This is a genomic window from Rhodococcus sp. W8901, assembly GCF_013348805.1.
Classification (GTDB): Bacteria; Actinomycetota; Actinomycetes; order Mycobacteriales; family Mycobacteriaceae; genus Prescottella.
In genome coordinates this window covers 3,421,983-3,445,918 of sequence record NZ_CP054690.1, presented here as the reverse complement: position 1 = coordinate 3,445,918, position 23,936 = coordinate 3,421,983, and the positions used below count along the sequence as shown (strand labels likewise).

23 protein-coding genes and 1 pseudogene are annotated in these 23,936 nt (G+C 68.1%); 17 read left to right on the top strand and 7 right to left on the bottom strand.

Annotated elements, in window-relative coordinates; translation table 11 throughout:
- Positions 1-197 precede the first annotated feature (197 nt).
- From ftsZ to ileS, 8 genes are all read left to right on the top strand, one after another.
- Positions 198-1,415, top strand: coding sequence for a cell division protein FtsZ (ftsZ, locus tag HUN07_RS16115; protein ID WP_114719294.1), 1,218 nt, complete (start codon positions 198-200; stop codon positions 1,413-1,415).
- A complete protein-coding gene (pgeF, locus tag HUN07_RS16110) occupies positions 1,412-2,152 on the top strand; it encodes a peptidoglycan editing factor PgeF (protein ID WP_254622547.1) in 741 nt (246 codons plus the stop codon). Before ftsZ ends, pgeF begins: the two co-directional genes overlap by 4 nt.
- Before the next feature lie 20 nt (positions 2,153-2,172).
- Positions 2,173-2,901: a YggS family pyridoxal phosphate-dependent enzyme gene (locus HUN07_RS16105; RefSeq protein ID WP_174911004.1), complete on the top strand. Its 729-nt coding sequence runs from the start codon at positions 2,173-2,175 to the stop codon at positions 2,899-2,901.
- A gap of 91 nt (positions 2,902-2,992) precedes the next feature.
- Positions 2,993-3,580, top strand: a complete 588-nt coding sequence (locus tag HUN07_RS16100; RefSeq protein WP_114719296.1) for a cell division protein SepF — start codon at positions 2,993-2,995, stop codon at positions 3,578-3,580.
- Between the two features lie 122 nt (positions 3,581-3,702).
- Entirely contained in the window at positions 3,703-4,005 is a 303-nt protein-coding gene (locus HUN07_RS16095) for a YggT family protein (RefSeq protein WP_174911002.1), read from the top strand.
- A 114-nt stretch (positions 4,006-4,119) separates the two neighbouring features.
- Complete coding sequence (wag31, locus tag HUN07_RS16090) at positions 4,120-4,968, top strand: DivIVA-like cell division protein Wag31 (RefSeq protein WP_174910999.1); 849 nt, start codon at positions 4,120-4,122, stop codon at positions 4,966-4,968.
- A 41-nt stretch (positions 4,969-5,009) separates the two neighbouring features.
- Positions 5,010-5,252 (top strand): hypothetical protein, encoded by a 243-nt coding sequence (locus HUN07_RS16085; RefSeq protein WP_174910997.1) that lies wholly within the window; start codon positions 5,010-5,012, stop codon positions 5,250-5,252.
- Between the two features lie 253 nt (positions 5,253-5,505).
- Positions 5,506-8,694, top strand: a complete 3,189-nt coding sequence (ileS, locus tag HUN07_RS16080) for an isoleucine--tRNA ligase (protein WP_174910994.1) — start codon at positions 5,506-5,508, stop codon at positions 8,692-8,694.
- Positions 8,695-8,742: 48 nt separating this feature from the next.
- Here ileS and HUN07_RS16075 read toward each other — a convergent pair whose 3' ends face one another.
- Positions 8,743-9,225 carry a TetR family transcriptional regulator gene (locus HUN07_RS16075; protein ID WP_254622546.1) on the bottom strand — a complete coding sequence of 161 codons (483 nt, stop codon included), beginning with the start codon at positions 9,223-9,225 and terminating at the stop codon, positions 8,743-8,745.
- Between HUN07_RS16075 and HUN07_RS16070 the strand changes: the two are divergent.
- The 4 genes and pseudogenes from HUN07_RS16070 to HUN07_RS16055 all read left to right on the top strand — a co-directional run.
- A pseudogene (locus HUN07_RS16070) lies at positions 9,200-10,006 on the top strand (metal-dependent hydrolase); the annotation flags it as partial. The gene HUN07_RS16075 and the pseudogene HUN07_RS16070 overlap by 26 nt on opposite strands.
- On the top strand, positions 10,006-11,166 hold the full coding sequence (locus HUN07_RS16065; RefSeq protein WP_174910991.1) for a hypothetical protein: 1,161 nt from the start codon (positions 10,006-10,008) through the stop codon (positions 11,164-11,166). The pseudogene HUN07_RS16070 and the gene HUN07_RS16065, both read left to right, overlap by 1 nt.
- A 48-nt stretch (positions 11,167-11,214) precedes the next feature.
- Positions 11,215-12,561, top strand: a complete 1,347-nt coding sequence (locus HUN07_RS16060) for a DNA polymerase IV (RefSeq protein WP_174910988.1) — start codon at positions 11,215-11,217, stop codon at positions 12,559-12,561.
- A 128-nt stretch (positions 12,562-12,689) separates the two neighbouring features.
- Entirely contained in the window at positions 12,690-13,166 is a 477-nt protein-coding gene (locus tag HUN07_RS16055) for a hypothetical protein (RefSeq protein WP_254623005.1), read from the top strand.
- A 78-nt stretch (positions 13,167-13,244) separates the two neighbouring features.
- Here HUN07_RS16055 and HUN07_RS16050 read toward each other — a convergent pair whose 3' ends face one another.
- Positions 13,245-14,006 (bottom strand): hypothetical protein, encoded by a 762-nt coding sequence (locus HUN07_RS16050; RefSeq protein WP_174910982.1) that lies wholly within the window; start codon positions 14,004-14,006, stop codon positions 13,245-13,247.
- Positions 14,003-14,956 (bottom strand): hypothetical protein, encoded by a 954-nt coding sequence (locus tag HUN07_RS16045; protein WP_174910980.1) that lies wholly within the window; start codon positions 14,954-14,956, stop codon positions 14,003-14,005. Before HUN07_RS16045 ends, HUN07_RS16050 begins: the two co-directional genes overlap by 4 nt.
- A gap of 206 nt (positions 14,957-15,162) precedes the next feature.
- On the opposite strand from HUN07_RS16045, the gene lspA reads away from it, so the two are divergent.
- Genes lspA through HUN07_RS16030 form a run of 3 tightly spaced genes read left to right on the top strand, consistent with a single transcriptional unit; the run spans position 15,163 to position 17,262 of the window.
- Positions 15,163-15,669, top strand: coding sequence for a signal peptidase II (gene lspA, locus HUN07_RS16040; RefSeq protein WP_217487225.1), 507 nt, complete (start codon positions 15,163-15,165; stop codon positions 15,667-15,669).
- The gene (locus HUN07_RS16035; RefSeq protein WP_174910977.1) at positions 15,666-16,592 is read left to right on the top strand and encodes an RluA family pseudouridine synthase; all 927 of its coding nucleotides are present in this window, start codon (positions 15,666-15,668) and stop codon (positions 16,590-16,592) included. The genes lspA and HUN07_RS16035 overlap by 4 nt, the downstream gene beginning before the upstream one ends.
- Before the next feature lies 1 nt (position 16,593).
- On the top strand, positions 16,594-17,262 hold the full coding sequence (locus HUN07_RS16030; protein WP_174910974.1) for a hypothetical protein: 669 nt from the start codon (positions 16,594-16,596) through the stop codon (positions 17,260-17,262).
- Positions 17,263-17,326: 64 nt separating this feature from the next.
- Here the strand turns inward: HUN07_RS16030 and HUN07_RS16025 are convergent, their stop codons facing one another.
- The 3 genes from HUN07_RS16025 to HUN07_RS16015 all read right to left on the bottom strand — a co-directional run bounded on the left by HUN07_RS16025 (position 17,327) and on the right by HUN07_RS16015 (position 20,558).
- Complete coding sequence (locus tag HUN07_RS16025) at positions 17,327-18,922, bottom strand: flotillin family protein (RefSeq protein WP_114719310.1); 1,596 nt, start codon at positions 18,920-18,922, stop codon at positions 17,327-17,329.
- A 9-nt stretch (positions 18,923-18,931) separates the two neighbouring features.
- On the bottom strand, positions 18,932-19,483 hold the full coding sequence (locus tag HUN07_RS16020) for an NfeD family protein (RefSeq protein ID WP_174910971.1): 552 nt from the start codon (positions 19,481-19,483) through the stop codon (positions 18,932-18,934).
- Positions 19,484-19,766: 283 nt separating this feature from the next.
- Positions 19,767-20,558, bottom strand: a complete 792-nt coding sequence (locus tag HUN07_RS16015) for a helix-turn-helix transcriptional regulator (protein ID WP_174910968.1) — start codon at positions 20,556-20,558, stop codon at positions 19,767-19,769.
- 164 nt (positions 20,559-20,722) lie between these two features.
- Here HUN07_RS16015 and HUN07_RS16010 point away from each other — a divergent pair, with 164 nt between their 5' ends.
- Positions 20,723-21,703, top strand: a complete 981-nt coding sequence (locus HUN07_RS16010; RefSeq protein ID WP_174910965.1) for an aldo/keto reductase — start codon at positions 20,723-20,725, stop codon at positions 21,701-21,703.
- A 21-nt stretch (positions 21,704-21,724) separates the two neighbouring features.
- On the opposite strand, the gene HUN07_RS16005 is transcribed toward HUN07_RS16010, so the two are convergent.
- On the bottom strand, positions 21,725-22,711 hold the full coding sequence (locus HUN07_RS16005; protein WP_174914782.1) for an alpha/beta hydrolase: 987 nt from the start codon (positions 22,709-22,711) through the stop codon (positions 21,725-21,727).
- Positions 22,712-22,881: 170 nt separating this feature from the next.
- Between HUN07_RS16005 and rarD the strand changes: the two genes are divergently transcribed.
- Positions 22,882-23,811, top strand: a complete 930-nt coding sequence (gene rarD / locus HUN07_RS16000) for an EamA family transporter RarD (protein WP_174910962.1) — start codon at positions 22,882-22,884, stop codon at positions 23,809-23,811.
- Positions 23,812-23,936: the final 125 nt, after the last annotated feature.

The window sequence follows — 23,936 nt, the reverse complement described above, 5'->3', positions numbered from 1 at the left end:
CGAGCGGATCGGGGGCTCCGTGCCCCGCAAAAACTTGGCGCGTGTCGGCGCGCCTGCTGGCGGATCGCTGTGGCACTGCATAGCGTTTCGCCCCAAGGGACTACTTGACATAACCTGAACCCTGTGGTTGAGGTTGAGGGTTTTCCATAATCACCCCTAGTACGAGCGCGAAATCCACTCACGGAAGGCGAGAGCCCATGACGCCCCCGCACAACTACCTCGCCGTAATCAAGGTCGTCGGTATCGGCGGCGGCGGCGTCAACGCGGTCAACCGCATGATCGAGCAGGGACTCAAGGGAGTCGAGTTCATCGCGGTCAACACCGACGCGCAGGCGCTGCTCATGTCCGACGCCGACGTCAAGCTCGACGTGGGTCGCGAACTGACCCGTGGTCTCGGCGCCGGCGCCGACCCGGAGGTCGGCCGCAAGGCCGCCGAGGATCACAAGGACGAGATCGAGGAGGTCCTCAAGGGGGCCGACATGGTGTTCGTCACCGCGGGCGAGGGTGGTGGCACCGGTACCGGTGGTGCCCCGGTCGTCGCGAGCATCGCCCGCAAGCTCGGCGCCCTCACCATCGGTGTCGTCACGCGGCCGTTCTCCTTCGAGGGCAAGCGCCGCGGTTCGCAGGCCGAGTCCGGGATCTCCGCTCTGCGTGAGTCCTGCGACACCCTGATCGTGATCCCCAACGATCGGCTGCTTCAGCTGGGCGATGCCGCCGTCAGCCTCATGGACGCGTTCCGCAGCGCCGACGAGGTGCTCCTCAACGGTGTCCAGGGCATCACCGACCTGATCACCACGCCGGGTCTGATCAACGTCGACTTCGCCGACGTCAAGAGCGTCATGTCCGGCGCCGGAAGCGCGCTCATGGGCATCGGCTCCTCCCGTGGGGAGGGCCGGTCGATCAAGGCCGCCGAGACCGCGATCAACTCGCCGCTGCTGGAAGCGTCGATGGAGGGCGCGCGCGGAGTGCTGCTGTCGATCGCCGGCGGTTCGGACCTGGGTTTGTTCGAGATCAACGAGGCGGCGTCGCTGGTCCAGGAGGCCGCGCACATCGACGCGAACATCATCTTCGGAACGGTGATCGACGATTCGCTCGGCGACGAGGTTCGCGTCACCGTGATCGCCGCGGGCTTCGACGGCGGAGCGCCGGCCAAGCGGCCGCTCGAGGTCCAGTCGGCCATCGGCCGCGGGAACATCGGCGCAGGACGGGCCGGCGAGGTCGGGCAGTCCGAGCGCGCCGCGGCGGCACCCGCCGAGCCCGCACCGGCGGCTCCGGCGGCTCCGCGTGAGCCGGTCGGCGCGCCCACGGGGTCGACCCTGCCGCCGCTGGGTGGCAGTGCTTCCCGTGCAGTACCGGTCAGCAACGAGGAAGGCGAAGACGACGACGTCGATGTGCCTTCCTTCATGCGCCGTTGAGCGGGGTTTCCGTGACGGGTGTCCGGGTCCGGCGGGTCGTGACGACCCGAGCCGGTGGTGTGTCCGCGGCGCCGTACGAGTCGTTCAATCTCGGTGATCACGTCGGCGACGATCCGGCTGCGGTGGATACGAACCGCCGCCGGCTCGCCGACGGCATCGGGCTGCCGTTCGAGCGCTTGGTGTGGATGGAACAGATCCACAGCCGGAACGTCACGGTCGTCGACGGTCCTGTCGACGGTCCCGTTCCCGCCACCGACGCGCTGGTGACCACGGTGCCCGGTCTGGCCCTGGTCACACTGAGCGCCGACTGCGTGCCGATCCTGCTGTCCGACGACGAGGCCGGCGTCATCGCCGCCGTGCACGCCGGTCGGATCGGAGCCCGGATCGGCATCGTGCCCAAGGTGATCGGCGCGATGATCGAGCAGGGCGCGCGGCCCGAGCGGATCGGCGCGTTCCTCGGGCCCGCGGCGAGCGGTCGTCAGTACGAGGTTCCGGCCGCGATGCAGGCCGATGTCGAGAAGTTCCTGCCCGGCAGCGCCACTCGCACGGTCAAGGGCACGCCGGGGCTCGATCTGCGAGCCGGTCTGCGGCGGCAGTTGCTGGCCGCCGGGGTCTCGGGTGTCGCCGAGGATCCGCGGTGCACGATCGAGGATGCAACGTTGTTCAGCCACCGCCGGGGAGCGCCCACGGGCCGCCTGGCAGCGGTGATCTGGATGGACCCACCCGGGGAAGAGTGACGGGATCGAGTTGACGGCCGATGAGTAGGCACGACGAAATCGCATCGGCGCTGACGGCGGTCCGCGCCAGACTCGACGCGGCCTGCCGGGAAGCCGGGCGCCCTCTCACCGAGGTGGCGCTGCTACCGGTGACGAAGTTCTACCCGGTGACGGATGTCCGGATTCTCTACGATCTCGGTTTCCGGGCGTTCGGGGAGTCGCGCGAACCCGAGGCCGGCACCAAGGTGGCCGACTTCCGGTCGACTCCGGGCGCCGACGAGTCGGTGCGCTGGCACATGATCGGTCGCCTGCAGCGAAACAAGGTCAAGTCGGTCGTGCGCTGGGCCGACACGGTCCACTCGCTCGACAGCGTCAGGCTCGCCGATGCGCTCGACCGCGCGGCCGCGGGTGCGCTCGACGAGGGCGCTCGATCGGATCCGCTCGAGGTTCTCCTCCAGGTGAGCCTGGATGCCGATCCGGACCGTGGTGGGGTACCGGCCGGGGATCTCGGCGAGCTGGCCGATCGCGTAGCGGGGTCGTCGAACCTGGTGCTCGGCGGAATCATGGGTGTGCCGCCGTTGGGCGTCGACCCCGACGCTGCATTCGCGCGACTCTCGACGCTCCACGCGAACCTTCTGCGCACGCATCCCGAGGCGACGACGTTGTCCGCCGGGATGACCGGTGATCTCGAGGCCGCGGTCCGCCACGGGTCGACCTGTGTGCGTGTCGGAACCGCCCTCCTCGGCCGCCGACCGATAGTCTCGAAATGATCACCAGTCACACCAGTAACACCAAGAAGATCTCTGCGGTCGACCGCAGGATTCGTCAGAACCAGTCCGCCGCGCCCAGGAAGGTCGATCAATGAGCAGCCTGCACAAGTTCAAGGCTTACTTCGGCATGGTTCCCCTCGAGGATTTCGAGGACGACTACATCGACGAGCCCGGGCAGGGCCGCCGCGAGTACGCCGAGCCCGGTTACGCGGCGTCCCGCCGTGACGAGGTCGAGAGTGATTTCGACCGCTACGAGTCCGCTCCCCGTTCGTCGGCGCGGGTCGAGCCCATCGCGCCACGAGGTGCTGCACCGCGCGGCGCCACCCGCGGCGCACTCGCCGTCGACCCGCGGATGGAGCGGCACGAGAGCCGCCGGTCGGTGGTCGACGAGGGCGGGCCGCTGTCCAAGATCACCACGCTGCGTCCCCGGGACTACGGCGAGGCCCGCACCATCGGCGAGCGCTTCCGCGACGGCACGCCGGTGATCATGGATCTCGTCGAGATGAGCAACGCCGATGCCAAGCGACTCGTCGACTTCGCTGCCGGGCTCGCCTTCGCGCTCCGCGGGTCGTTCGACAAGGTCGCGACCAAGGTGTTCCTGCTGTCACCCGCCGACATCGACGTTTCCGCCGAGGAGCGGCGCCGCATCGCGGAGACCGGGTTCTACAACCAGAAGTAGTCCGCGGTCCGAACGGGCGATCCGCCGATGAGACCGAGTCGTCGACTGCGCGCGAGTGTGATGCGCGACTCGGCTAGCGAGATCGTTTTGATCGACCGGTCATTGTCAGGCAGAGTGAAGGTGTGGCCGTGTTCTCGGTGATCTACGTGATCCTGTTCATCTTCTGGTTGTTGCTCATCGGACGGATCATCGTCGAGTTCATCCGGGTGTTCGCCCGTGACTGGAGACCGACGGGTTTCGTCGTGATCGTGCTCGAGGCGATCTTCACGGTCACAGACCCGCCGGTGAAGCTTCTTCGCCGGCTCATTCCACCGATTTCGCTCGGTGGGGTCCGGCTCGACCTGTCGATCATGGTGCTGCTGTTCCTGCTGTTCATCCTCATGCAGGTGGTCTCGGGACTAGCTTCACCTTCGGGTTTGGTGTGACAGAATGACCCGCAGTTACAGTGTGACGGGTAACGAAATGGTTAACGAGTACGCGCAATGCCCTAGAACTCAATGCGTGCTAGACCGCCAATTGACGCGTGAAGGGATCCTTCCATGCCGCTGACTCCAGCTGATGTGCACAACGTCGCGTTCAGCAAGCCTCCGATCGGGAAGCGTGGCTACAACGAGGACGAGGTCGACGCCTTCCTCGATCTGGTCGAGCAGGAGCTGTCCCGGCTCATCGAGGAGAATGCAGATCTCCGTCAGCGCGTAGGCGAGCTCGACCAGGAGTTGGCCGAGGCGAAGAAGGCTCCGCGTTCGGCCGCCGCGCCGGCGCCCGCTCCGGCTCCCGCGCCGGAACCGGTTCGAGTCGTCGAACAGCCCAAGGCTGCTCCGGTTCCCGCGGCAGCGCCGCGTCCGTCGGAGGACGCCAATATGCAGGCCGCGAAGGTCCTCGGCCTCGCGCAGGAGATGGCCGACCGCCTGACGGGCGACGCCAAGGTCGAGGCGGAGCAGCTCCTCAGCGACGCCCGCACCAACTCGGAGCGCCTCGTCACCGATGCGCGCACCAAGTCGGAGACCATGGTCTCCGACGCCAAGCAGAAGTCGGAGACCATGGTCTCGGACGCCAAGCAGAAGTCGGAGTCGCTCCTCTCGGACGCCCAGACCCGCTCGGAGACCCAGCTGCGGCAGGCCAAGGAGAAGGCCGATGCGCTGCAGGCCGACGCCGAGAAGAAGCACACCGAGATCATGGCGACGATCAACCAGCAGCGTTCCGTCCTCGAGGGTCGGATCGAGCAGCTGAAGACGTTCGAGCGCGAGTACCGGGTGCGGCTCAAGTCGTACCTCGAGTCGCAGCTCGAGGAGCTGGAGCAGCGCGGCTCGGCCGTGCCGGTCGACGGTGGCCAGGACGCTTTCAACCAGTCCGGCTTCAGCCAGTCGTTCGCCAAGGGAAACAGCTGACTGAGCCGACGCCCGGCCGGCTCTCGAGTAGAGGGTGAATCGTGCTGGTCATGACGCTGGTCCTCGCGGCAGTGGGTTTTACCCTGCTGGTGATCGCCTTGATGACGGGTTCCGTCCTCTGGGCCTGGGGATGCATCGCAGTCTGTGTCGCGGGTGCCGTCCTCCTGCTCGTCAGTGCGCTGGCGAGCAGGAAGGCGGCACCGGCCGTTACGCCGGCCGACACGAAGAACGGTGACGTCGAGTCCGACCACGGTGATTCCGACGGGAATTCGGCTCAGGGTTAGACTGAACGCACATACGGCTGAGATCCGGCGATCACCGGGGAGCCTTCGGAAGAACGGTCGAGATTCGGGATTCGCGTTGATCGCGTAACCCGGATCCGGCTCAGTAGAACCGAACGGGTGGGCCCGTCACAGCCTTGATCGAGTGGCTCGTCTCGCGAACGTGGCGACGAGCAAGCGGGGTGGTACCGCGGTAGCGGCGCACAGGGCGCCGTCGTCGTCCCCGTGCCGGTAGTTGGGCACGAGGAGCCGCGCGGTGACAAGTAACGAATCCACCCCTCCCCAGACGAACGACGCGTACCCGCGCGTCGATCTCGTCGGTGAACGCGCCACTGGAAGTGTGTCCTTCCCGGCGCTCGAGCAGAAGGTGCTCGCAGCGTGGGATGCGGACGACACGTTCCGGGCGAGTATCGCGAACCGTGACGGTGCCGAGGAGTTCGTCTTCTACGACGGCCCGCCCTTCGCGAACGGTCTGCCGCACTACGGCCACCTCCTCACCGGCTACGTCAAGGATCTGGTGCCACGTTTCCAGACGATGCGCGGCAAGAAGGTCGACCGGCGCTTCGGCTGGGACTGCCACGGTCTGCCCGCGGAACTCGAGGCCGAGAAGCAGCTCGGCATCAAGGACAAGTCGCAGATCGACTCGATGGGTCTGGCGGAGTTCAACGCGTACTGCAAGCAGTCGGTGCTGCGCTACACCGACGAGTGGCGCGACTACGTCACCCGTCAGGCGCGCTGGGTCGACTTCGACAACGACTACAAGACCCTGGATCTGGACTTCATGGAGTCCGTGATGTGGGCGTTCAAGGAGCTCTACGACAAGGGTCTGATCTACCAGGGCTTCCGGGTGCTCCCGTACAGCTGGTACGAGCAGACGCCGCTGTCGAACCAGGAGACTCGCCTCGACGACGCGTACAAGATGCGGCAGGACCCGGCCGTCACCGTCGACATGGTGCTGACTGCCCCGGGCTCGCCGCTCGACGGTGCGAATGCCCTGATCTGGACGACGACGCCGTGGACGCTGCCGTCGAACCTGGCGATCGCGGTGCACCCCGACGTCGACTACGTGCAGGTGCTCGGCGCCGACGGCAAGCGCTATGTGCTCGCCGCCGCCCGTGTCGGCCACTACGCGCGTGAGCTCGGCGAGTCGCCCGAGGTCCTCGGCGAGTACAAGGGCGCTGAGCTCCTCGGCCTCACCTACACGCCGCCGTTCGACTTCTTCCACGGCCCCGACAAGGGGCACGCCAACGCGCACCGCGTGCTGTCGGCCGACTACGTCACCACCGACTCCGGTACCGGAATCGTCCACCTCGCACCGGCTTTCGGTGAGGAGGACATGGAGTGCGCGACGGCGAACGGCATCGAGATCGTCCAACCGCTCGATCCGGGTGGCAAGTTCACCTCGATGGTGCCGCCGTACGAGGGCCTGCAGGTGTTCGATGCCAACCCGGTCATCATCAAGGACCTCAAGGCTGCCGGAAAGCTGTTGCGGCACGAGACGATCGAGCACTCGTACCCGCACAGCTGGCGTTCGGGCCAGCCGTTGATCTACATGGCCGTGCCGTCGTGGTTCGTTGCGGTGACCAAGTTCCGTGATCGCATGGTCGAGCTCAACCAGGAGATCACCTGGGTGCCCGAGCACATCAAGGACGGGCAGTTCGGCAAGTGGCTCGCCGGCGCCCACGACTGGAACATCAGCCGTAACCGCTACTGGGGCAGCCCGATCCCGGTGTGGATCTCGGACGACCCGGCCTACCCGCGCGTGGACGTCTACGGCTCGCTCGACCAGCTCGAGGCCGATTTCGGTGCCCGTCCGTCCGACCTGCATCGGCCGATGATCGACGAGCTGGTCCGTCCCAACCCGGACGACCCGACCGGCAAGTCGATGATGCGTCGCGTTCCCGAGGTGCTGGACTGCTGGTTCGAGTCGGGGTCGATGCCGTTCGCTCAGGTCCACTACCCGTTCGAGAACCAGGATTGGTTCGAGACGCACTACCCGGGCGACTTCATCGTCGAGTACAACGGGCAGACCCGCGGCTGGTTCTACAACCTGCACGTGCTCGCGACCGCTCTCTTCGACCGCCCTGCGTTCAGAACCGTTGCCGCACACGGCATCGTTCTGGGCGACGACGGCCTGAAGATGAGCAAGTCCAAGGGCAACTACCCGGACGTCAAGGAGGTCTTCGACCGCGACGGCTCCGACGCCATGCGGTGGTTCCTGATGTCGTCGCCGATCCTGCGCGGCGGCAACCTGGTGGTCACCGAGCAGGGCATCCGCGAGGGTGTCCGACAGGCGCTGCTGCCGATGTGGAACGCCTGGAGCTTCCTGCAGCTGTACGCGTCCAAGCCCGGCCAGTGGCGGACCGACTCGTCGAACGTGCTCGACCGGTACATCCTCGCCAAGCTCGCCGCGACGCGGGACGCGATCACCGATGCGCTCGAGGCGACCGACATCGCCGGCGCGTGCGACGAGCTGCGCACGTTCTGTGATGCGCTCACCAACTGGTATGTGCGACGCTCGCGCAACCGGTTCTGGGACGAGGACCGGGACGCGATCGACACCCTGCACACGGTGCTCGAGGTCGTGAGCCGTCTGGCGGCGCCGCTGCTGCCGATGGCGACCGAGGTGATCTGGCGGGGCCTGACCGGTGGCCGGTCGGTGCACCTGACGGACTGGCCGACGGCGTCCGAGCTCCCGGCCGACGCGGAGCTGGTTGCCGCGATGGACGATGTCCGGGGCGTCTGCTCGACGGTGCTGGGTCTGCGCAAGGCGCAGAACCTTCGGGTGCGGCTGCCGCTGCCCGAGGTCACCGTCGCGGCACCCGACGCCGATCGGCTGCGCCCGTACCTGGGCCTGATCGCCGACGAGGTGAACGTCAAGAAGGTCGACATCACCGACGACGTCGACGTGCACGGTCGCTTCGAGCTGGTCGTCAACGCCCGGGCCGCGGGTCCGCGCCTGGGCAAGGACGTGCAGACCGTCATCAAGGCGGTCAAGGCGGGCGACTGGTCCGAGACGGACGGTGTGGTCACGGTGTGGCCGGGTCGCTCCGCAGGCTCCGCTCCTGCCGCGGGAATCGCGCTGCTCCCCGAGGAGTACACGCAGCGGCTGGTCGCGGCCGAGCCCGAGTCGACGGCGGCCCTGCCCGACGGCGCCGGTCTGGTGGTACTCGACTCGCAGGTGACCGAGGAACTCGAGGCCGAGGGTTGGGCCAAGGACCGCATCCGTGAACTGCAGGACGCGCGTCGTGCGGCGGGTCTCGATGTCTCCGATCGCATCTCGGTGACGCTGCAGGTTCCCGCGGATCGTCTCGACTGGGCACAGCGGCACCGCGATCTGATCGCGGGCGAGGTCCTGGCGACGACACTCGAACTCGGCGACGTCTCCGGGGACGCGGTCGTCGAACTCGGTGAGGGCGTGCGCGCCACGGTCACCAAGGCGTGATCGGGTAGCGACGCTTCGCGAACGAAGCCCTGAGGGACCGTAGGTTCCTCAGGGCTTCGTCGTGTGTGCTGTCGTCTGGGCGCTGATCGCGGCGCCCATCCAGCGGCGTAGGTACCGCCGGAGTTCGTGCTCGCCGCGTGGAGGGTTTCCGGGGGAGACGAAGAACGACTGCATTGTCCGCAGCAGGTACTCGACGAGTTCGCGCAGAGACGGTTCGTCGTACCCGTGCCGATCCCAGTCGACGTCGAAGCGTCGGATCATCGTCATCCCGAAGGTGGGCGCCTCGTCCGACGTGATTCCCTCGGTGTGGGAGTGCGAACCGGACAGCATGATGCCCAGGTGCGGGGTGCGGGGCAGTTCGTCGAGGGTGTAGACCACGGCTTCGGTCAGGGCGTCGGCCGGGTCCGCCCGTCCCCGGACGTGCGCCGTCAGGCGGTCGAGGAACCCGTCGACCGAGGCGATGGCGGCGGCGCGGAGGAGGGCGTCGGTGCTGGGGAAGTACCGGTACGAGAAGATGATCGTGAAGCTCATCCTGCAGGCCAAGCCGCTGATCACCGACCCGGCGGTCGCCGAGGAGGCGGTGGCGTTCATGCGTCAGGAGGGCCACCACTCGACCGCGCACCGTCAGCACGTGAACGGGCTGATCCGGCGCTACCCCGGCCTGCAGAACACGCTCGACGCGGTGATCGGCGAGTTCGATCTGCTCACCGAGCGCACCTCGATCGACTACCGCCTCGCGTACACCGCGGACCTCGAGGCGACCTTCACCCCGGTGTTCAAGCTGATGCTCGACAACGCGGCCACACTGTTCGCGCCCGGCGACGACCGGGTCGCCTCGCTGTTCCTCTGGCACTTCGTCGAAGAGGTCGAGCACCGCGGCTCCGCGCTGATCATCTACAACTCGCTCGTCGGCAACGAGATGTACCGGATGCGGATGGCGCCGTCGATCTTCGCGCACGTGATGAAGTCGATCCGGATCGCATGCGCCGGCTTCAACCAGCACGTTCCGCTGTCCGAGCGGAAGGTCGACTCGATGTCGATGTTTGCCCGGCACCGCACCAAGCAGCGGGTGCTCACCAGCTTCGCGCCCTACCTGACCAAGGGGCCGATGCCGCGCGCGTTCGACGGCCTGGCCCTCGGCGAGCAGCTCACCGCTCTGCGCGGCGCCGTTCGTAGCCAGCTGCCCGGCCACGACCCGACGCACGAGAACCTGCCCGTGCTCGCCGGCGAGTGGTTCACCCGCTACGACGACGGCTACGACTGCACGCGTTGGTACTCCGCCGAGTCGGTGTCGTCGAAGGCGGTGAACTGATGTCGGATCTGTGTTCACCCACGTTCGAGGATCTGGCCACCCGGCTGGGCTTCTCGTGTGACGAGGCCGGGGGGCTCGTCGAGTTCCGCAACCCCGGTGCGTTGGAGAACTGGACGCTGCCGGTCCTGGAGTTCACGATCGTTCTCGGCGCGGTGCTGGCCCTCGTGTACGCGATTCTGCGATTGCGGCGGCACGGCGATCCCACCAACCTGGTGCTGTGGTTCGGTGCCACCGCCTTCCTCTTCGTGATCGAGCCGCCGATCTACTTCCCGGCCACGTTCGGCACGGAGGAATACCTGGGCACGATGTTCGCGCACAACGGGTTCACCGTCGAATTCCTGTGGGGCAGACTGCCGCTGTACATCGTCGCGATCTATCCGCTGATGGCGACGCTGGCGTTCGAGATCGTCCGGATGCTCGGGGTGTTCCGGCGCTACGGGGTGTTCCTCGGCGCGGTGTGCGTCGGCTTCGTGCACCACGCGTTCTACGAGATGTTCGACCAGCTCGGTCCGCAGTTGCGGTGGTGGGAGTGGACCCTCGACAACAAGGTCAACCTGCCCTTCTTCGATTCGGTTCCGTTGCCGAGCGTCGTGGTGTTCGCGGCGCTGTGGCCGATGTCGCTGGCCCTGTGCGTGCAGTTCTTCGTCGGACGCCACGTCGACGACGGCCGGCACTTCTCCGGACTCGGGTTGGTTTGGCGCACAATCGTGGTCGGTCTCGCGGCGTCGGTCGGTGTGTTCGTCCTCCCGCTCCCGGCGACGGTCTTCGGGATGGGCAGCGACACGGTCCGGGGTGTTCTCTACGCCGCCGAACTGGTCGCGGTCACGGTCGTCGCGATTCCGCTGCTGTACAAGCAGTGGTCGCGGCTGCGCGCGGGAACGTCCGACGTCCCCGCCTACTCGAACGACTTCGTCCGGATCTACTCCATCGTGTACATCGCGGTGCTCGGCGTGCTGTGGCTGAGCGCGTTGCCGGACTTCTTCGGGGCGGTCGACGGCGTCACGAGCAACGGGGATCCCATCGGCAGCCTCTGGTACACGATCGCGTGCTTCGCCGTCGCGATCGCGTGCGTGGCCGCCACCTTCACCGTGCCGCGCGGCACGGCCGAGGCCGGCACCGTCCGGGCGGACGGGCAGCCGTCGGCGACGCCCACCGCATAGCCGAAGGCCTCGACGGGGCCTGTCGTCCGCTCGGCGTATTTTTCATCCATGGACTCCGCCGACCCCACACGCAGCCGCCGGTGGGTCCTGCATCTCGACATGGACGCGTTCTTCGCATCCGTCGAGCAGCTGACCCGTCCTACGTTGCGGGGTCGTCCCGTGCTCGTGGGCGGCCTCGGCGGTCGGGGAGTGGTTGCGGGGGCGAGCTACGAGGCGAGGGTCTTCGGCGCGCGCTCGGCCATGCCGATGCACCAGGCGCGCCGGTTGGTGGGGGCGTCGGCCGTCGTGCTGCCGCCCCGCGGTGGGCTGTACGGGCACGTGAGCCGGGAGGTGTTCGAGGCGCTGCGGGTGCGGATGCCTGTGCTGGAACAGCTTTCGCTCGACGAGGCGTTCGGGGAACCGGCCGAGCTCGCCGGTGCCGGCAAGGCCGAGGTGGAGCGCTACTGCGAAGAGCTGCGGGCGTTGGTTCTCGCCGAGACGGGGCTGGTCGCCTCGATCGGCGCCGGCGCGGGCAAGCAGGTCGCGAAGATCGCGTCCGGTCTGGCCAAGCCGGACGGGATCACGGTGGTGTCCCCGGACGTCCAGCAGGCCCTGCTGGAGGCGCTGCCGGTGCGCAAGCTGTGGGGTATCGGTCCCGTCGCGGAGGAGAAGCTCAAGCGGCTCGGGATCGAGACCGTCGGCGCCCTCGCGGCGCTGCCGGAGGCCGAGGTGGCATCCATTCTCGGGACGACGATCGGACCGGGTCTGCAGCGGCTGGCCCGGGGCATCGACGACCGTCCGGTCGCGGAACGCGCCGACGCCAAACAGGTGAGTGCCGAAACGACTTTCGCGCAGGACATCGTGACACTGTCCGAGCTGCGGCGGGCCGTCGAGTCGAGCGCCGCCGCTGCGCACAGGCGGTTGGCGCGGGACGGCCGCGCGGCCCGCACCGTCGTCCTGAAACTCCGTAAGTCGGATATGAGCATCGTGACCCGATCGATCACGCTGCCGTACGCGACGACCGATCTGCAGACGCTCACCGCGACGGCGCAGCGCCAGGCGATCGACCCGCTCGAACTGGGTCCGATCCGCCTGGTGGGCGTGGGCTTCGGTGGGTTGTCCGCGGTGGTCCAGGGGTCGCTGTTCCCCGAGCTGGACCAGGGTGAGGATGTGTCGGAAAGTGGTGGACTCGAGGACGTTTCGTCGGACCGTGCGGCTTCCGAGTCGCGGCCCCGGTGGCATCCCGGATTGGACGTGTCGCACCCCGAGTACGGACACGGCTGGGTGCAGGGCGCTGGACACGGCGTGGTGACGGTTCGGTTCGAGACCCGTAGCAGCGGACCGGGGCAGTCGCGTACCTTCGAGGACACCACGGGGGACTTGGATGTGGCCGATCCGCTCGACAGCCTCGGGTGAGGTCCGCCTCATCCCGGTACGCTTGCTGTGAACTGGCGTCATAGCTGGGAGAGTGGATGTGCATCCCGGCTGAGCCGTGAACGATTTTCGACCGAGAAGAAAAGGACGAAGACTTGAAGCTTCGGAAGATGACCATCGCGGGCGTGGCGATCGCGGCTGCCCTGACCATGACCGCCTGCTCGGACGACGGCGGCAGCGGCGAGCGCACCACCGCCCAGGCCACCACGACCACCGCTGCCGCCGCGACGCCGGCGCTGGCCCCGCCCACGCCGGCCGAGCTCAATGCGGCTCTCGCGAAGGCGTTCGACGAGAGCGTCCCGCTGGACCAGAAGGTCCAGCTGGTTCAGGGCGCCGAGGCGGATCCGGAACTGATCAACCAGGTCGCGAAGGCCGCCAAGGACGCCAACGCGGGCATCGAGGTCGTCGACGTCACGCCGACCGGTGACGAGACCGTAACCGCCGGTGTCACGCTGACCGTCAACGGCCAGGCGAACCCGGCCACCGTCGACTTCGTCGCCGAGGACGGCGTCTGGAAGATGTCGCAGCAGTACGCGTGCCAGCTGGTCACGATGGCCAACCTGACCTCGCCGGCCTGCCCCGCGTAGCAGTTCCGTACGTCACGCCGATGCCGGCGTCACCCTCCTCGGGTGGCGCCGGCATCGGCGTTCGTGTGCCGGGCGCACCTACTTCGGTTGCGACGCCACCCGAATACGGTCGGTCGTCGTGCGCGCGAGCCCGGTGAGCAGGTCGCCGTTCGCGGCGTCCGGTCCGGTCGCGACCACCTGTACGACGGTCGAGCCGACGACCGCGACGACGGCGTCGGACACCAGCGTGAATCCCTCGCTGGTGGTGGTGAGCCGGACCGCGGTCGACGCGTCACCGACGGCCGGCTGCTGCAGGGGATCGAGGCGGTACTGCACGGGCGTGCCGTCGAAATCGGTACCGGTGTAGGTCGTGCAGTCACGGAAGGTGGACTGGACGGTCGCGAAGGCATCGGCGGCGGCCGTGCCCGCGTAGCCGGCCGCGTCCACGTCGACGCTGGCGAATCCCGGACCCGCGAGGTTCTCCTCGGCGGATGCGGCCGCGCCGGGAACCTGGCGGGAGACGGTGTCGAGGACGCTCGCACATCCGGTGGGATCGGTGCGCGAGCGGTCCGTTGCGTTGCCCGGATCCGGTGCGAGACCGAGGTCGTCGACGGGATCGGGCAGTGGTGCGAAGCCGGGCGGCAGATCCGCGGCGGTGAGGAGGGCGGCCTTCAGCACCGCGGAGTCCGTGATCGGCCCCGTCCCGGGCGCCGATGCCGGGGCGGTCACCACGGGGCCCAGATCGACGGCTGCGGGCGCGGGCTCGTCCGACGATCCACACGCGGACAGTACGGCCCCGACCACCGCGACCGTTGTGACCGTTGTGACCGTTGCGACGAGGGGGTAGCGGCGCCGCGTCATGCGGACCACTCGACCCGCTCGCTGGTGGTCTGACGCAGTCTCATCGCGTCCGACGGGTCGCTGAACGACTGGGTGCCCTCGACGCTGATCGAACCGTCGACGGGCAGGGGCTTGCCCAGATCGACGACGACACGACCGGAGCCCTGCAGCGAGTACGAATCCACGTTCAGGGTTCCCGCGCCGTTCGGGAGTTCGAAGACGGGTGACTGCGGGGACTGCGCCACCCGAACATCGATCGTGAGCCGATCGCCGTCGCGTGCGGTCAGGGTTGCGGTGGTCACCTGGTTCAGCGCGACGGCGCTCATCACCTGCTGGTGGATCGTCCACACCGAGCCCACGCCGATCGGCTGCTCCGGGAACGCGACGGTGCGGTAGACGGCCTGGTAGAACGCCTGCTCGATCATCGACCGGGCCTTGTTCTGGGCGTCGGGGTCCGGACGCAGCCGCAGCGCAGTGATCGCTCCCGACAGGTTCATCGTGAACCCGGCGTGCGAATCGGTTGCGGGCGAAAGGAGTTCGTTCGTCGCGTCGTCCGCCGTGGTGAGGGTTCCGAGCGTCAGATCGGTGGTCGTGGCCGGCGTGCTGTCGGACGCCCCCTGCGTCACCAGGGCGGTGAGCGGCATCGTCAACTCCGGGCTGGAGAAATCCTGTGCGGGCTGATCGTCGATCTGCTGCTGGACGGTGCCGGTGGTCACCAGCCGGGCCTGCTGCCGGGTGCCTTGCGGGGGACGGAACTGCACCACACTCCGCGGCTCGGCTCCCGCGTCGACGATCTCCGTGGTGGCGGCCGTCACCGGGACCGTCACCTCGTCGGACGCGGCACCGACCGCATCGGGGCTGGACGGGGCGGCATCGCCGCCGCTTCCGCACCCGGTGACGAGGACGGTGAGGGAGAGGGTGACCGCGATCAGCGCGGTTCCGGGACGAAAGAGTTTCGACGGCAGTGGCACGCCAACAGGTTAGTCGGCGCGGGTGGGATGACCGGTCTGTCTCCCGGGTAGGGGATGATGGCGGAGTGAGTGACGACCGCACCGACAGCGACGACCGCGCCGTGAAAGGTAAACCCATTCCCGATCAGCCCGTACCGGACCCCGACAATCCCGTCGAGGCGTCGTCGGGCGGCGACGCCGAGGCGGCACCGCGCGGCCCGCGTCGCATGTTCCTGCTCGTCGCCGTCGCGGTCGTGGTGTTCGCCCTCGATCTGGTGACGAAGGTCCTGGCCGTCGCGCTGATCGATCCCAGGGATCCGGTCCGCATCATCGGCGACACGGTCACCCTGACCCTGATCCGCAACCCGGGTGCCGCCTTCTCCATGGCGACCGGAATGACGTGGCTCCTCACGCTGGTCGCGGTCGGTGTCGTGATCGGCGTGATCAAGATCGGCCGGACCCTCAGCTCGCCGTGGTGGGCGCTCGGCCTGGGCCTGGTCCTCGGCGGCGCGCTCGGCAACCTGATCGACCGACTCTTCCGCTCGCCGGGACCGCTGCAGGGTCACGTCGTCGACTTCGTCTCGGTGGGCTGGTGGCCGGTGTTCAACGTCGCCGACTCGTCCATCGTGTGCGGTGCGATCCTGCTGGTGGCGCTCACGTTGTTCGGAATCGAACCGAGCGGCACGAAGACTGACGCGACGACAGAGACCTCGCGGAAGGGGGATGCGGCATGAGGGAGACACGATCGATGCCGGTTCCCGACGGACTCGAGGGCATGCGGGTCGACGCCGGACTGGCGCGCCTGCTGGGACTCTCGCGCACCGCGGTGGCCGTGCTCACGGAGGAAGGCGCGGTCCGGATCGACGGTGCCGCCGTCGGGAAGTCCGATCGGCTGTCCGCCGGCACGTGGCTCGAGGTGGAGCTGCCCGAGCCGCCGCGTCCGCTCACGATCGAGGCGGAACCGGTCGAGGGGATGGAGATCCTCTACGCCGACGACGACATCGTCGCGGTCGACAAGCCGGTCGGAGTCGCGGCTCACGCGAGCGTCGGCTGGACCGGCCCGACGGTGATCGGTGGCCTCGCCGCGGCGGGCTTCCGGATCTCGACGTCCGGGGCGCACGAGCGTCAGGGCATCGTGCACCGTCTCGACGTCGGCACGTCCGGCGTCATGGTGGTCGCGACGTCGGAGCGCGCGTACACGGTGCTCAAGCGCGCGTTCAAGCAGCGCACCATCGACAAGCGCTACCACGCACTCGTGCAGGGCCATCCCGATCCGAGCAGCGGCACGATCGACGCGCCGATCGGCCGGCACCGCAGCAATGACTGGAAGTTCACGGTCACCGCGGACGGCAAGCCGAGCATCACGCACTACGACACTGTCGAGGCGTTCCAGGCGGCCAGCCTGCTCGACATCCACCTGGAGACGGGTCGGACCCATCAGATCCGGGTCCACTTCTCGGCGCTGCGGCACCCGTGCTGCGGTGACCTCACCTACGGTGCGGATCCGCGCCTGGCCGAGCGTCTGGGCCTGGAACGTCAGTGGCTGCACGCGCGCTCCCTCGGGTTCGCACATCCGGCGGACGGTCACTGGGTGGAGATCACCAGCGACTACCCGAAGGATCTGCAGCACGCGCTCGGAGTTCTGCGGGGCACGTGAGATGAGTTCGCGGAGGTGGCCGACCATCGTTGCGGCGGTCGCGCTCACCGGTACCGTCGTCGCGCTCGGGGTGGCGAACCCGGTGCCCCCGGCGCGGGTGTCGACCGACAGGCTGGGCCCGGACGCCGGGGAGCCGGTCGCCGCGTATCTCGACCGTGCGAACGCGTCACTGGTCGAGGACGCGGTGCCCGACGCCGGCGCGGAGCACTGGGCGTTGGTGTCGTTGGATGCGCCGGCGACGGCGTCGACCCTGCTCGACACCGTGGGCGACCTGAGGGTGTCCCAGGTGATGTTCCGGGTGCCGATCGAGCGGGTGCAGACACCGATCGTCACGATCCCGGTCGCGGCGAATCGGGAATCCGTCGAACGCGCGTCCACGGTGGCGTCGGCGCGGCTGTCGATGGCCGGGGCAGGCGTGGACCGGCAGTCGCAGGTCATGGCGTACTCGGCGGCGCGCCTGTCCACGGGGTGCACGTGTGTGGTGGGTGCGGTGGTCCGCGGTTCGCTCGCGCAGCTGCGGGCACTGGCCGCGACCCCGACCGCGCGCGCGGTCGAGGCGCTGCCCGCGGACGCCGTCGCCGGGGCGTTCGCGGTCAGCCCGCTGCTGCCGTCCCAGACCACGGTGGTGGTGCCGGGGCCGGACGACGGGCCGGTACCGGCGCTGCCGTGACCGGTGGGACCGAACACGAACGGCCCGCCCACCACAATCCGTGGCGCGGGCCGTTCGTATGCGGTCACGCGCCAGGTGTGTCGCTCACGCCGTTGCTGCCGGCGCTCACGGGTACGCGTGCCGTCGCCACCGTGGGCGAGATATCCGTCGGTGCGCCCTGCTGGGGGTGGTGCCCGACCGAATTGAGAATGCCGGTGATGTCGATGCCCGAGGATTCGAGGGTCTCGATGACTCCGGCGATCGTCGACGGGCTGATGCCGAGGATGGAGCCGACGCTGCCGGACACGCCGTCGGCGCTGCCGACGATGGAGATCCGGTCGATGTCACCGACTGGCTTCGCTGCTGCCTCGGTGGCCTCGACGAGTGCCGCGAGGACGTCGGGGAGCATCAGCATCTGGGCCGCGGCAGGGGTGTACGCGTTGAGGGCCTCTGCGACCTTCCGCTTGCCGTCGGCCTCGGCCTCGAGCCGGGCACGCAAACCGTCGGCCTCGGCCTGCTGCTCCGCGCGCAGCGCGTCGGCGGACACCTTGCGGCCTTCCGCCTCGGCACCCAGCCGGGCCTTGATGCCGTCGGCCTCGGCCTGCTGTTCGGCGCGCACGGCATCGGCCGCGAGCTTGCGGGAGTCCGCCTGGGCGGCTCCGGAGCGGCGAGCGGCCTCGGCGTTCGCGTCGGCCTTGAGGATTGCGGCCTGCTTCTCGCCCTCGGCGCGGGCGACCGCGGCCTGACGCTCCGCCTCCGCAGGGGCGATGACGTCGGCTTCGAGCGCCGCCTTGGCTTGCTCGGCGCGCCGCTGTTCGACCTCGATCCGAGCCTCCACCCGTGCCGCTTCGGCCTGCTCCAGCGCGATGCGGACGGCCTTCTCGGCGGTCGCGCGGGCCAACGGTCCGGCCTGGTCCGCTTCGGCGTTCTCCGCCTCGGTCCGGGCGCGCAGCTTCGCGAGTTCGACGTCGCGCGCCTGGTTGGCAGTCGCGATGGCGGTATCGGCTTCGGCTTGCGCGACGGCGCCCTCCTGTCGGGCCTTGGCCGACTGGATCTGCGCGTCGCGTTCGGCGTTGGCGGTGCCGACGGCGGCGTCACGCTTGACCTCCGCGATGCGCCGCTGCCCGAGGGACTCGAGATATCCGTTGTGGTCGTTGATCCCGGCGATCTTGAGGACGTCGACCTCCATACCGATGCGGGCGAGGTCGGTACCGGCCTCCTCGACGACGCTGCGGGCGAGGGTCTCGCGATTCGAGTTCAGATCCTCGACGGTCATGGTTGCGGTGATGCCGCGCAGCGACCCGGACAGGATCTCGTTGATCTGTCGGCGCAGTTCGTCGAGATCGGAGGTCAGGAACCGCTGGACCGCGGTCTGCACGGCCTCGTCGGCGGATCCGATGCGCACCAGGCCGACGGCCTCGACGTTCACCGGTACGCCGTCGTTGGACAGCGCGTTCTGGAGGTTGATGCTGACGTTGAACGGCTCGAGCGACATGATGTCGACCCGCTCGATGCCGGGGATCTTGAAGCGCGCGCCGCCGCGGACGACCTTCGGCTTGCCGCGGCCGGTGAAGACCGCGACCTCGTTCGGCGGCACCTTGATGTAATTCCGGACGTACACGAGCGGTAATCCGATGAAGATCACCAGAGCCACCACAATGGCGGCCACGACTGTCACCATGAAGATTCCTCAGTTCGATTTGTGCAGTGGAGAATCCGATGCGAGATCGTCGGGGACGGCCACGACGTGAACGTTGTCGGCATCGATATCGCCGATGTAGACCCGCGCGTCGACGGGAAGCATCACAGCTTCGGCCGATACTGCTCGCGCGCGGACCCGGTTGCCTTCGGTGTCGGTGAACGCGACCTCACCCCAACCTCCGGGGGCGATCGGGATGGTGACCGTGCCGACGAGACCGATGTAGGTCTGCCGTCCGATGTGGGAGTTGGACTGTTGCCGCAGTAGATACGGCAACAGCACACCTCGGGTGAGACCGACCAGAACGATTGCGCCGGCAGTCGCGGTGAGCGCGGCAACGAGGCCACTCCCGCCCGCCACACTCGCGCCGCTGCCGCCGACACCTACACCGAACAGTGCAGTCGCGACGGTGGTCAGACTCAGAAACGGCAGCCCGCTTCCTCCGTCTGTGTCACCGACATCCGATCCGGTCTCGCCGACGACAAGTGTCCCGACAATCCCCACGAGACCCATGGCGAGACAAGCAAGGTAGATGGTCGTCACAATTGTCCTCCCCTGACAATGGATTCGCCACCGACCATATCGCAGACGCCGAGGCGGTTGTGCGCGCGGCAAATTCGCTGTCCGGTACCACTCGGTGAGTGGTCCGAGGCTTGAAGAGTCTCAGGGTTTTCGGAGGGTGAGGTGGCAGGCGGGAGCCGTTCTGGGCGAGGTCATTTCACGTCCCCGGTGGAGCGAATACCCCAATCGGGCGTGACGTCGGTTGGTGAAAGGATGCCTGCGGCCTGAGGGATCGCGACCGGGCCTGCGCGTCGTGGCGACACTGTCAGGTGGCGGTGTTCGTATAGACGGAGACACGCAGCTCGTCGTGCGGGAGATACAGGGTTTCGAAGTCGTACGAGATGGTGCCGAGATCGGGGTGGTCGAGATCTTTCCTGGTGTGTCGGCGTGGTCCGACAGCATGACTCGCCCAGAGGTGGTGGAACGTCGGATCGGCTGACTCGAGGTCGGACACCAGGTCGAGTAGGTAAGGATCGGTGGGGCAGTGCGCATTCATCGTCCGCAACTGGGCGACGCTTGCTCGGGCGGTGGCCTCCCAGTCGACGAAGAGGCTGCGTGCGGTCGGGTGCGTGAAGATGTAACGAACGGTGTTGCGCCGCCCTCGTGGCCAGGACCCGATGCCGTGGAAGAGCGCGATGCCCTCAGGGTTGGCGGCGATCATGTCGCTGACCCGGTTGAGTACATACGCGGGTGACGGGCTCAGCCGGGGCAGGAGGCGCTCAATACTGGGCCGCAGGGTCGTGGCGGGTGCCGGTGTCCCGGTCGTGGGCGGATCCGCGGTCAGGGCCGCGAGGTGGTGGAGATGACGGGTGTCGTCGACGGCCAGATGCAGGGCGCGGGCCAGGCTTTCGATGACTGCGCGGCTCGGCCGGCGTTCGCGTCCCTGTTCCAGTCGGGTGTAGTAGTCGAAACTGACGCCGGAGAGCGTGGCGAGTTCCTCCCGGCGTAGCCCAGGAGTCCGGCGCAGACCTGGACCGACGGGCAGACCGACGTCCGGCGGCCGGACGAGTGACCGTCGTGATCGCAGGAACTCGCCCAGCGGGCCGGATGTGCTCACCCGCAGGATTCTGCCAGTACGAGGTGTGTCCGTTCCTGGCTGCATCAGTGCCAGGAACGGTTCGGCCTTCAATTCGGCAGCGTTCGGTCCGAGACTTGTTTGCGCCGAAGGACTTGCTGACGAATGTGGAGGATTCAGTGATCACGGGTATGGGGGACCGTCCGATGAGGTATGGCCGACTCGGCAACAGTGGGCTACGGGTTTCGGAGTTGGTTCTGGGTTGCATGAGCTTCGGCGATCCACGGCGTGGCAACCACGCGTGGACGGTGCCGCTAGAGGACGCGAAGGTGTTCTACCGCAAGGCCGTCGAAGCCGGCATCAACACGTTCGACACCGCGAACATGTACTCGGACGGTACGAGTGAGGAGGTCACAGGTCGGGTGCTCGGCGAGTTGGCCCGACGCGACGAACTCGTGCTCGCGACCAAGGTGTTCTTCCCGATGCGTCCCGGCCCGCACGGAGCGGGACTGTCGCGCAAGCACATCCTGTGGCAGATCGACGAGAGCCTGCGTCGCCTGGGCACCGACTACATCGATCTTTACCAGATTCATCGGTGGGATCCAGGCACGCCGATCGAAGAGACCATGGAGGCGTTGCACGACGTCGTCCGCGCAGGCAAGGTCCGCTACCTCGGCGCGTCCTCGATGTACGCCTGGCAGTTCGCCAAGGCGCAGCACACCGCCGATCTCGGTGGGTGGACGCGCTTCGTGTCCATGCAGGACCAGTACAACTTGCTCCAACGCGAGGCGGAACGCGAGATGCACCCGATGTGCCAGGACATGGGGGTAGGTGTACTCGCATGGAGCCCGCTCGCACGTGGGCAGTTGACGCGGCCGCGCGGTGCAACCAGTGCCCGCGCCGAAACCGACACCGTCCTGCGGTCGTACTACCGCCAGACCATCGACTCCAACCAGGGGATCGTTGATGCCGTCGGCGTCGTCGCCGAACGCCACGGCGTGTCGCGGGCACAAGTGGCCCTGGCTTGGGTTCGTCAGCAAGGGCCGGTTACGGCACCGATCATCGGGGCGACGAAGCCCGAGCATCTCGACGACGCGCTCGAGTCGCTCGAGCTCACACTCGAGCCCGACGACATCGACCTACTCGAAACTCCGTACACGCCGCGGAACCCAGAGGGCTATCAGTAGCATCGAAGCCCGATCGGTCGTCTAGTTCACGGGGGCATCCGCGGTGTGCTTGCGGATGAACTCGATGGTCTGGGCGAGCGCGTTCATGCCGTCGGCGTTGTCGAGGTCGAACTGGTACTCGTGCCCCAGGGCCGGTTCGTGGTCGTCCGGGTAGAACAGCGTGGTCACGTCGACCCCGAGGCCGGTCAGCTTCGCGGCGAGCGCCTGGGACTGCTCCTCGGTCAGCCCGTCCGCGTTGCCGCCGGAGATGTACGAGGGCGGGAATTGGTCGGTGACGTGGTGGAGCGTGGACATCTGCGCCACCGCCTCCGAGTTCTCGAAGTCCTTGGTGCCGGTGTACGCCCAGATCGACTCGGTGGTGCCCCATCCGATGATGCCGGGCCCGCCGACCATGTTCGGCACGTCGTAGATGCCGCAGTTGAGCACGACCCCGCGCAGCTGCTCCGGCTGCAGCGCCGACTCGATCCCGACGGCCCGCGCATACTCGGGATTGGTCGCGATCGTCGCGAGCTGGCTCGACAGCTGCGCGCCGGCCGAGTCGCCGGCCAGCACGATCCGACTCGAATCGACATGCAGGCGTTCGGCGTTCGCGAGGACGTACGCGTGAGCGTCGCGCAGTTGCTCGACGGCGGTCGGGTACTTGCGTCCGGGTCCGAGTGAGTAGTCGAGCGAGACGACGGTGAATCCGGCGTCGGCGATCAGCTGGAAGTACGGTGCGTAGTTCGTGCGGTGGCCCGAGATCCAGGCGCCGCCGTGCGTCCAGATCACGGTCGGCAGCACCTGCGGCGTGCCCGCCAGGCCCTCGGGGAAGTAGACGTCGAGGTAGGCGTCGTTGTCGCCGGTCCGGTACTGCAGGTCCGGGATCGACGCGATGCCGTCGGGCGCGTGCTTCTCGAGGGCCTCCGTCGTCTTCTGCGCGCCCTTGTCGAAGATGAAGCGCACAAGGATCGAGCCGGGCCACGGCGTGGTCAGGAAGGCGAGGGCGAAGACCAGGACGACGGTGAGCAGCAGGCCGAGGGTCCATGCGGAGCGTCGTCGCCACGGATGACCCGCCGACCGCGCGGCATTCGTGTTCTCGGGCTCTGTGGTCGTCGTCACCGCGGGCTCCTGCGTCTGCGCCCCGGATCCGTACCGGTGCGTGACGAGTCACAGTAGCCCGGCGGCTATCGTCGGACTACGTGACACAGCGGGCCCGAAGTGACGATTCCACCGGACTGCTGTCGGGTGTCGGCGCCTACCTGATCTGGGGCCTGTTCCCGATCTTCTTCGGTCTCCTCGCCCCCGCCGGATCGCTCGAGGTGCTGGCCCACCGGATGGTGTGGACGGTGCTGCTGATGCTCGTCGTGCTCGTCGTGCTGGGCAGGCTCGGTTCGCTGCGGGGGATGGGCGCGCGGACGTGGGGTCTGGTGTCGGCGGCCACCGTCGCGATCGGGATCAACTGGGGCACGTACATCTACGCCATCGTGTCGGGCCACGTCGTCGAGGCGGCGCTCGGATACTTCGTCAACCCGTTGGTCAGCGTGCTTCTCGGTGTGCTGATCTTCCGGGAGAAGCTGTCCCGCGCGCAGGTCGCGGCGTTGGTGCTGGCGGCGATCGCGGTGGTGATCATCACCGTCGACTACGGCCGACCGCCACTCGTCGCGCTCACGCTGGCCCTGTCGTTCGCGACGTACGGGTTGATCAAGAAGGTGATCCCGCTCGACCCGCGCACGAGCCTGACGGCGGAAGGGGTGGTCGCGGCGCCGTTCGCGGTGGCCTATCTGGTGGTGCTCGCCGTCACGGGCGCCGGTTCGTTCTTCGGCAACGGCGTCGGCCACAGTCTGTTGCTCATGGCGGCAGGGCCGGTCACCGCGGTACCGCTTCTCCTGTTCGGAGTCGCGGCGCAACGCATTCCGCTGACCACGCTCGGCATTCTGCAGTACCTCACGCCGGTCCTCCAGATGGTGTGGGGTGTGGCGGTGATGCACGAAGTCATGCCGCCGTCGCGGTGGATCGGGTTCGCGTTGATCTGGACCGCGCTGGTGGTGTTCACCACCGACGCTCTGGTCCGTGCGCGGCGGACCCGCAGGCGGGCTCAGTCGGCCGTCGAAGCCGTCGCGGTGCCGTGAGAATCACCCGCCGCGGCGCGGTGACAGACGTTCGGTAGCGACTGTCCGGGCCGTCGGTGCCAGGGCATAGACTCAGTGGCTGCTGGAGGCTGCTGGACCCGCCGGTGCTCGCACACCGGCCGTAG

Excerpts from the sequence above, each read along its gene's own strand:
- ftsZ (WP_114719294.1), top strand. The coding sequence starts at position 198 with ATGACGCCCCCGCACAACTACCTCGCCGTAATCAAGGTCGTCGGTATC.
- HUN07_RS16105 (WP_174911004.1), top strand. The coding sequence starts at position 2,173 with ATGAGTAGGCACGACGAAATCGCATCGGCGCTGACGGCGGTCCGCGCC.
- HUN07_RS16100 (WP_114719296.1), top strand. The coding sequence starts at position 2,993 with ATGAGCAGCCTGCACAAGTTCAAGGCTTACTTCGGCATGGTTCCCCTC.
- wag31 (WP_174910999.1), top strand. The coding sequence starts at position 4,120 with ATGCCGCTGACTCCAGCTGATGTGCACAACGTCGCGTTCAGCAAGCCT.
- HUN07_RS16075 (WP_254622546.1), bottom strand. The coding sequence starts at position 9,225 with ATGAGCTTCACGATCATCTTCTCGTACCGGTACTTCCCCAGCACCGAC.
- HUN07_RS16065 (WP_174910991.1), top strand. The coding sequence starts at position 10,006 with ATGTCGGATCTGTGTTCACCCACGTTCGAGGATCTGGCCACCCGGCTG.
- HUN07_RS16060 (WP_174910988.1), top strand. The coding sequence starts at position 11,215 with ATGGACTCCGCCGACCCCACACGCAGCCGCCGGTGGGTCCTGCATCTC.
- HUN07_RS16055 (WP_254623005.1), top strand. The coding sequence starts at position 12,690 with ATGACCATCGCGGGCGTGGCGATCGCGGCTGCCCTGACCATGACCGCC.
- HUN07_RS16050 (WP_174910982.1), bottom strand. The coding sequence starts at position 14,006 with ATGACGCGGCGCCGCTACCCCCTCGTCGCAACGGTCACAACGGTCACA.
- lspA (WP_217487225.1), top strand. The coding sequence starts at position 15,163 with ATGTTCCTGCTCGTCGCCGTCGCGGTCGTGGTGTTCGCCCTCGATCTG.
- HUN07_RS16035 (WP_174910977.1), top strand. The coding sequence starts at position 15,666 with ATGAGGGAGACACGATCGATGCCGGTTCCCGACGGACTCGAGGGCATG.
- HUN07_RS16030 (WP_174910974.1), top strand. The coding sequence starts at position 16,594 with ATGAGTTCGCGGAGGTGGCCGACCATCGTTGCGGCGGTCGCGCTCACC.
- HUN07_RS16025 (WP_114719310.1), bottom strand. The coding sequence starts at position 18,922 with ATGGTGACAGTCGTGGCCGCCATTGTGGTGGCTCTGGTGATCTTCATC.
- HUN07_RS16010 (WP_174910965.1), top strand. The coding sequence starts at position 20,723 with ATGAGGTATGGCCGACTCGGCAACAGTGGGCTACGGGTTTCGGAGTTG.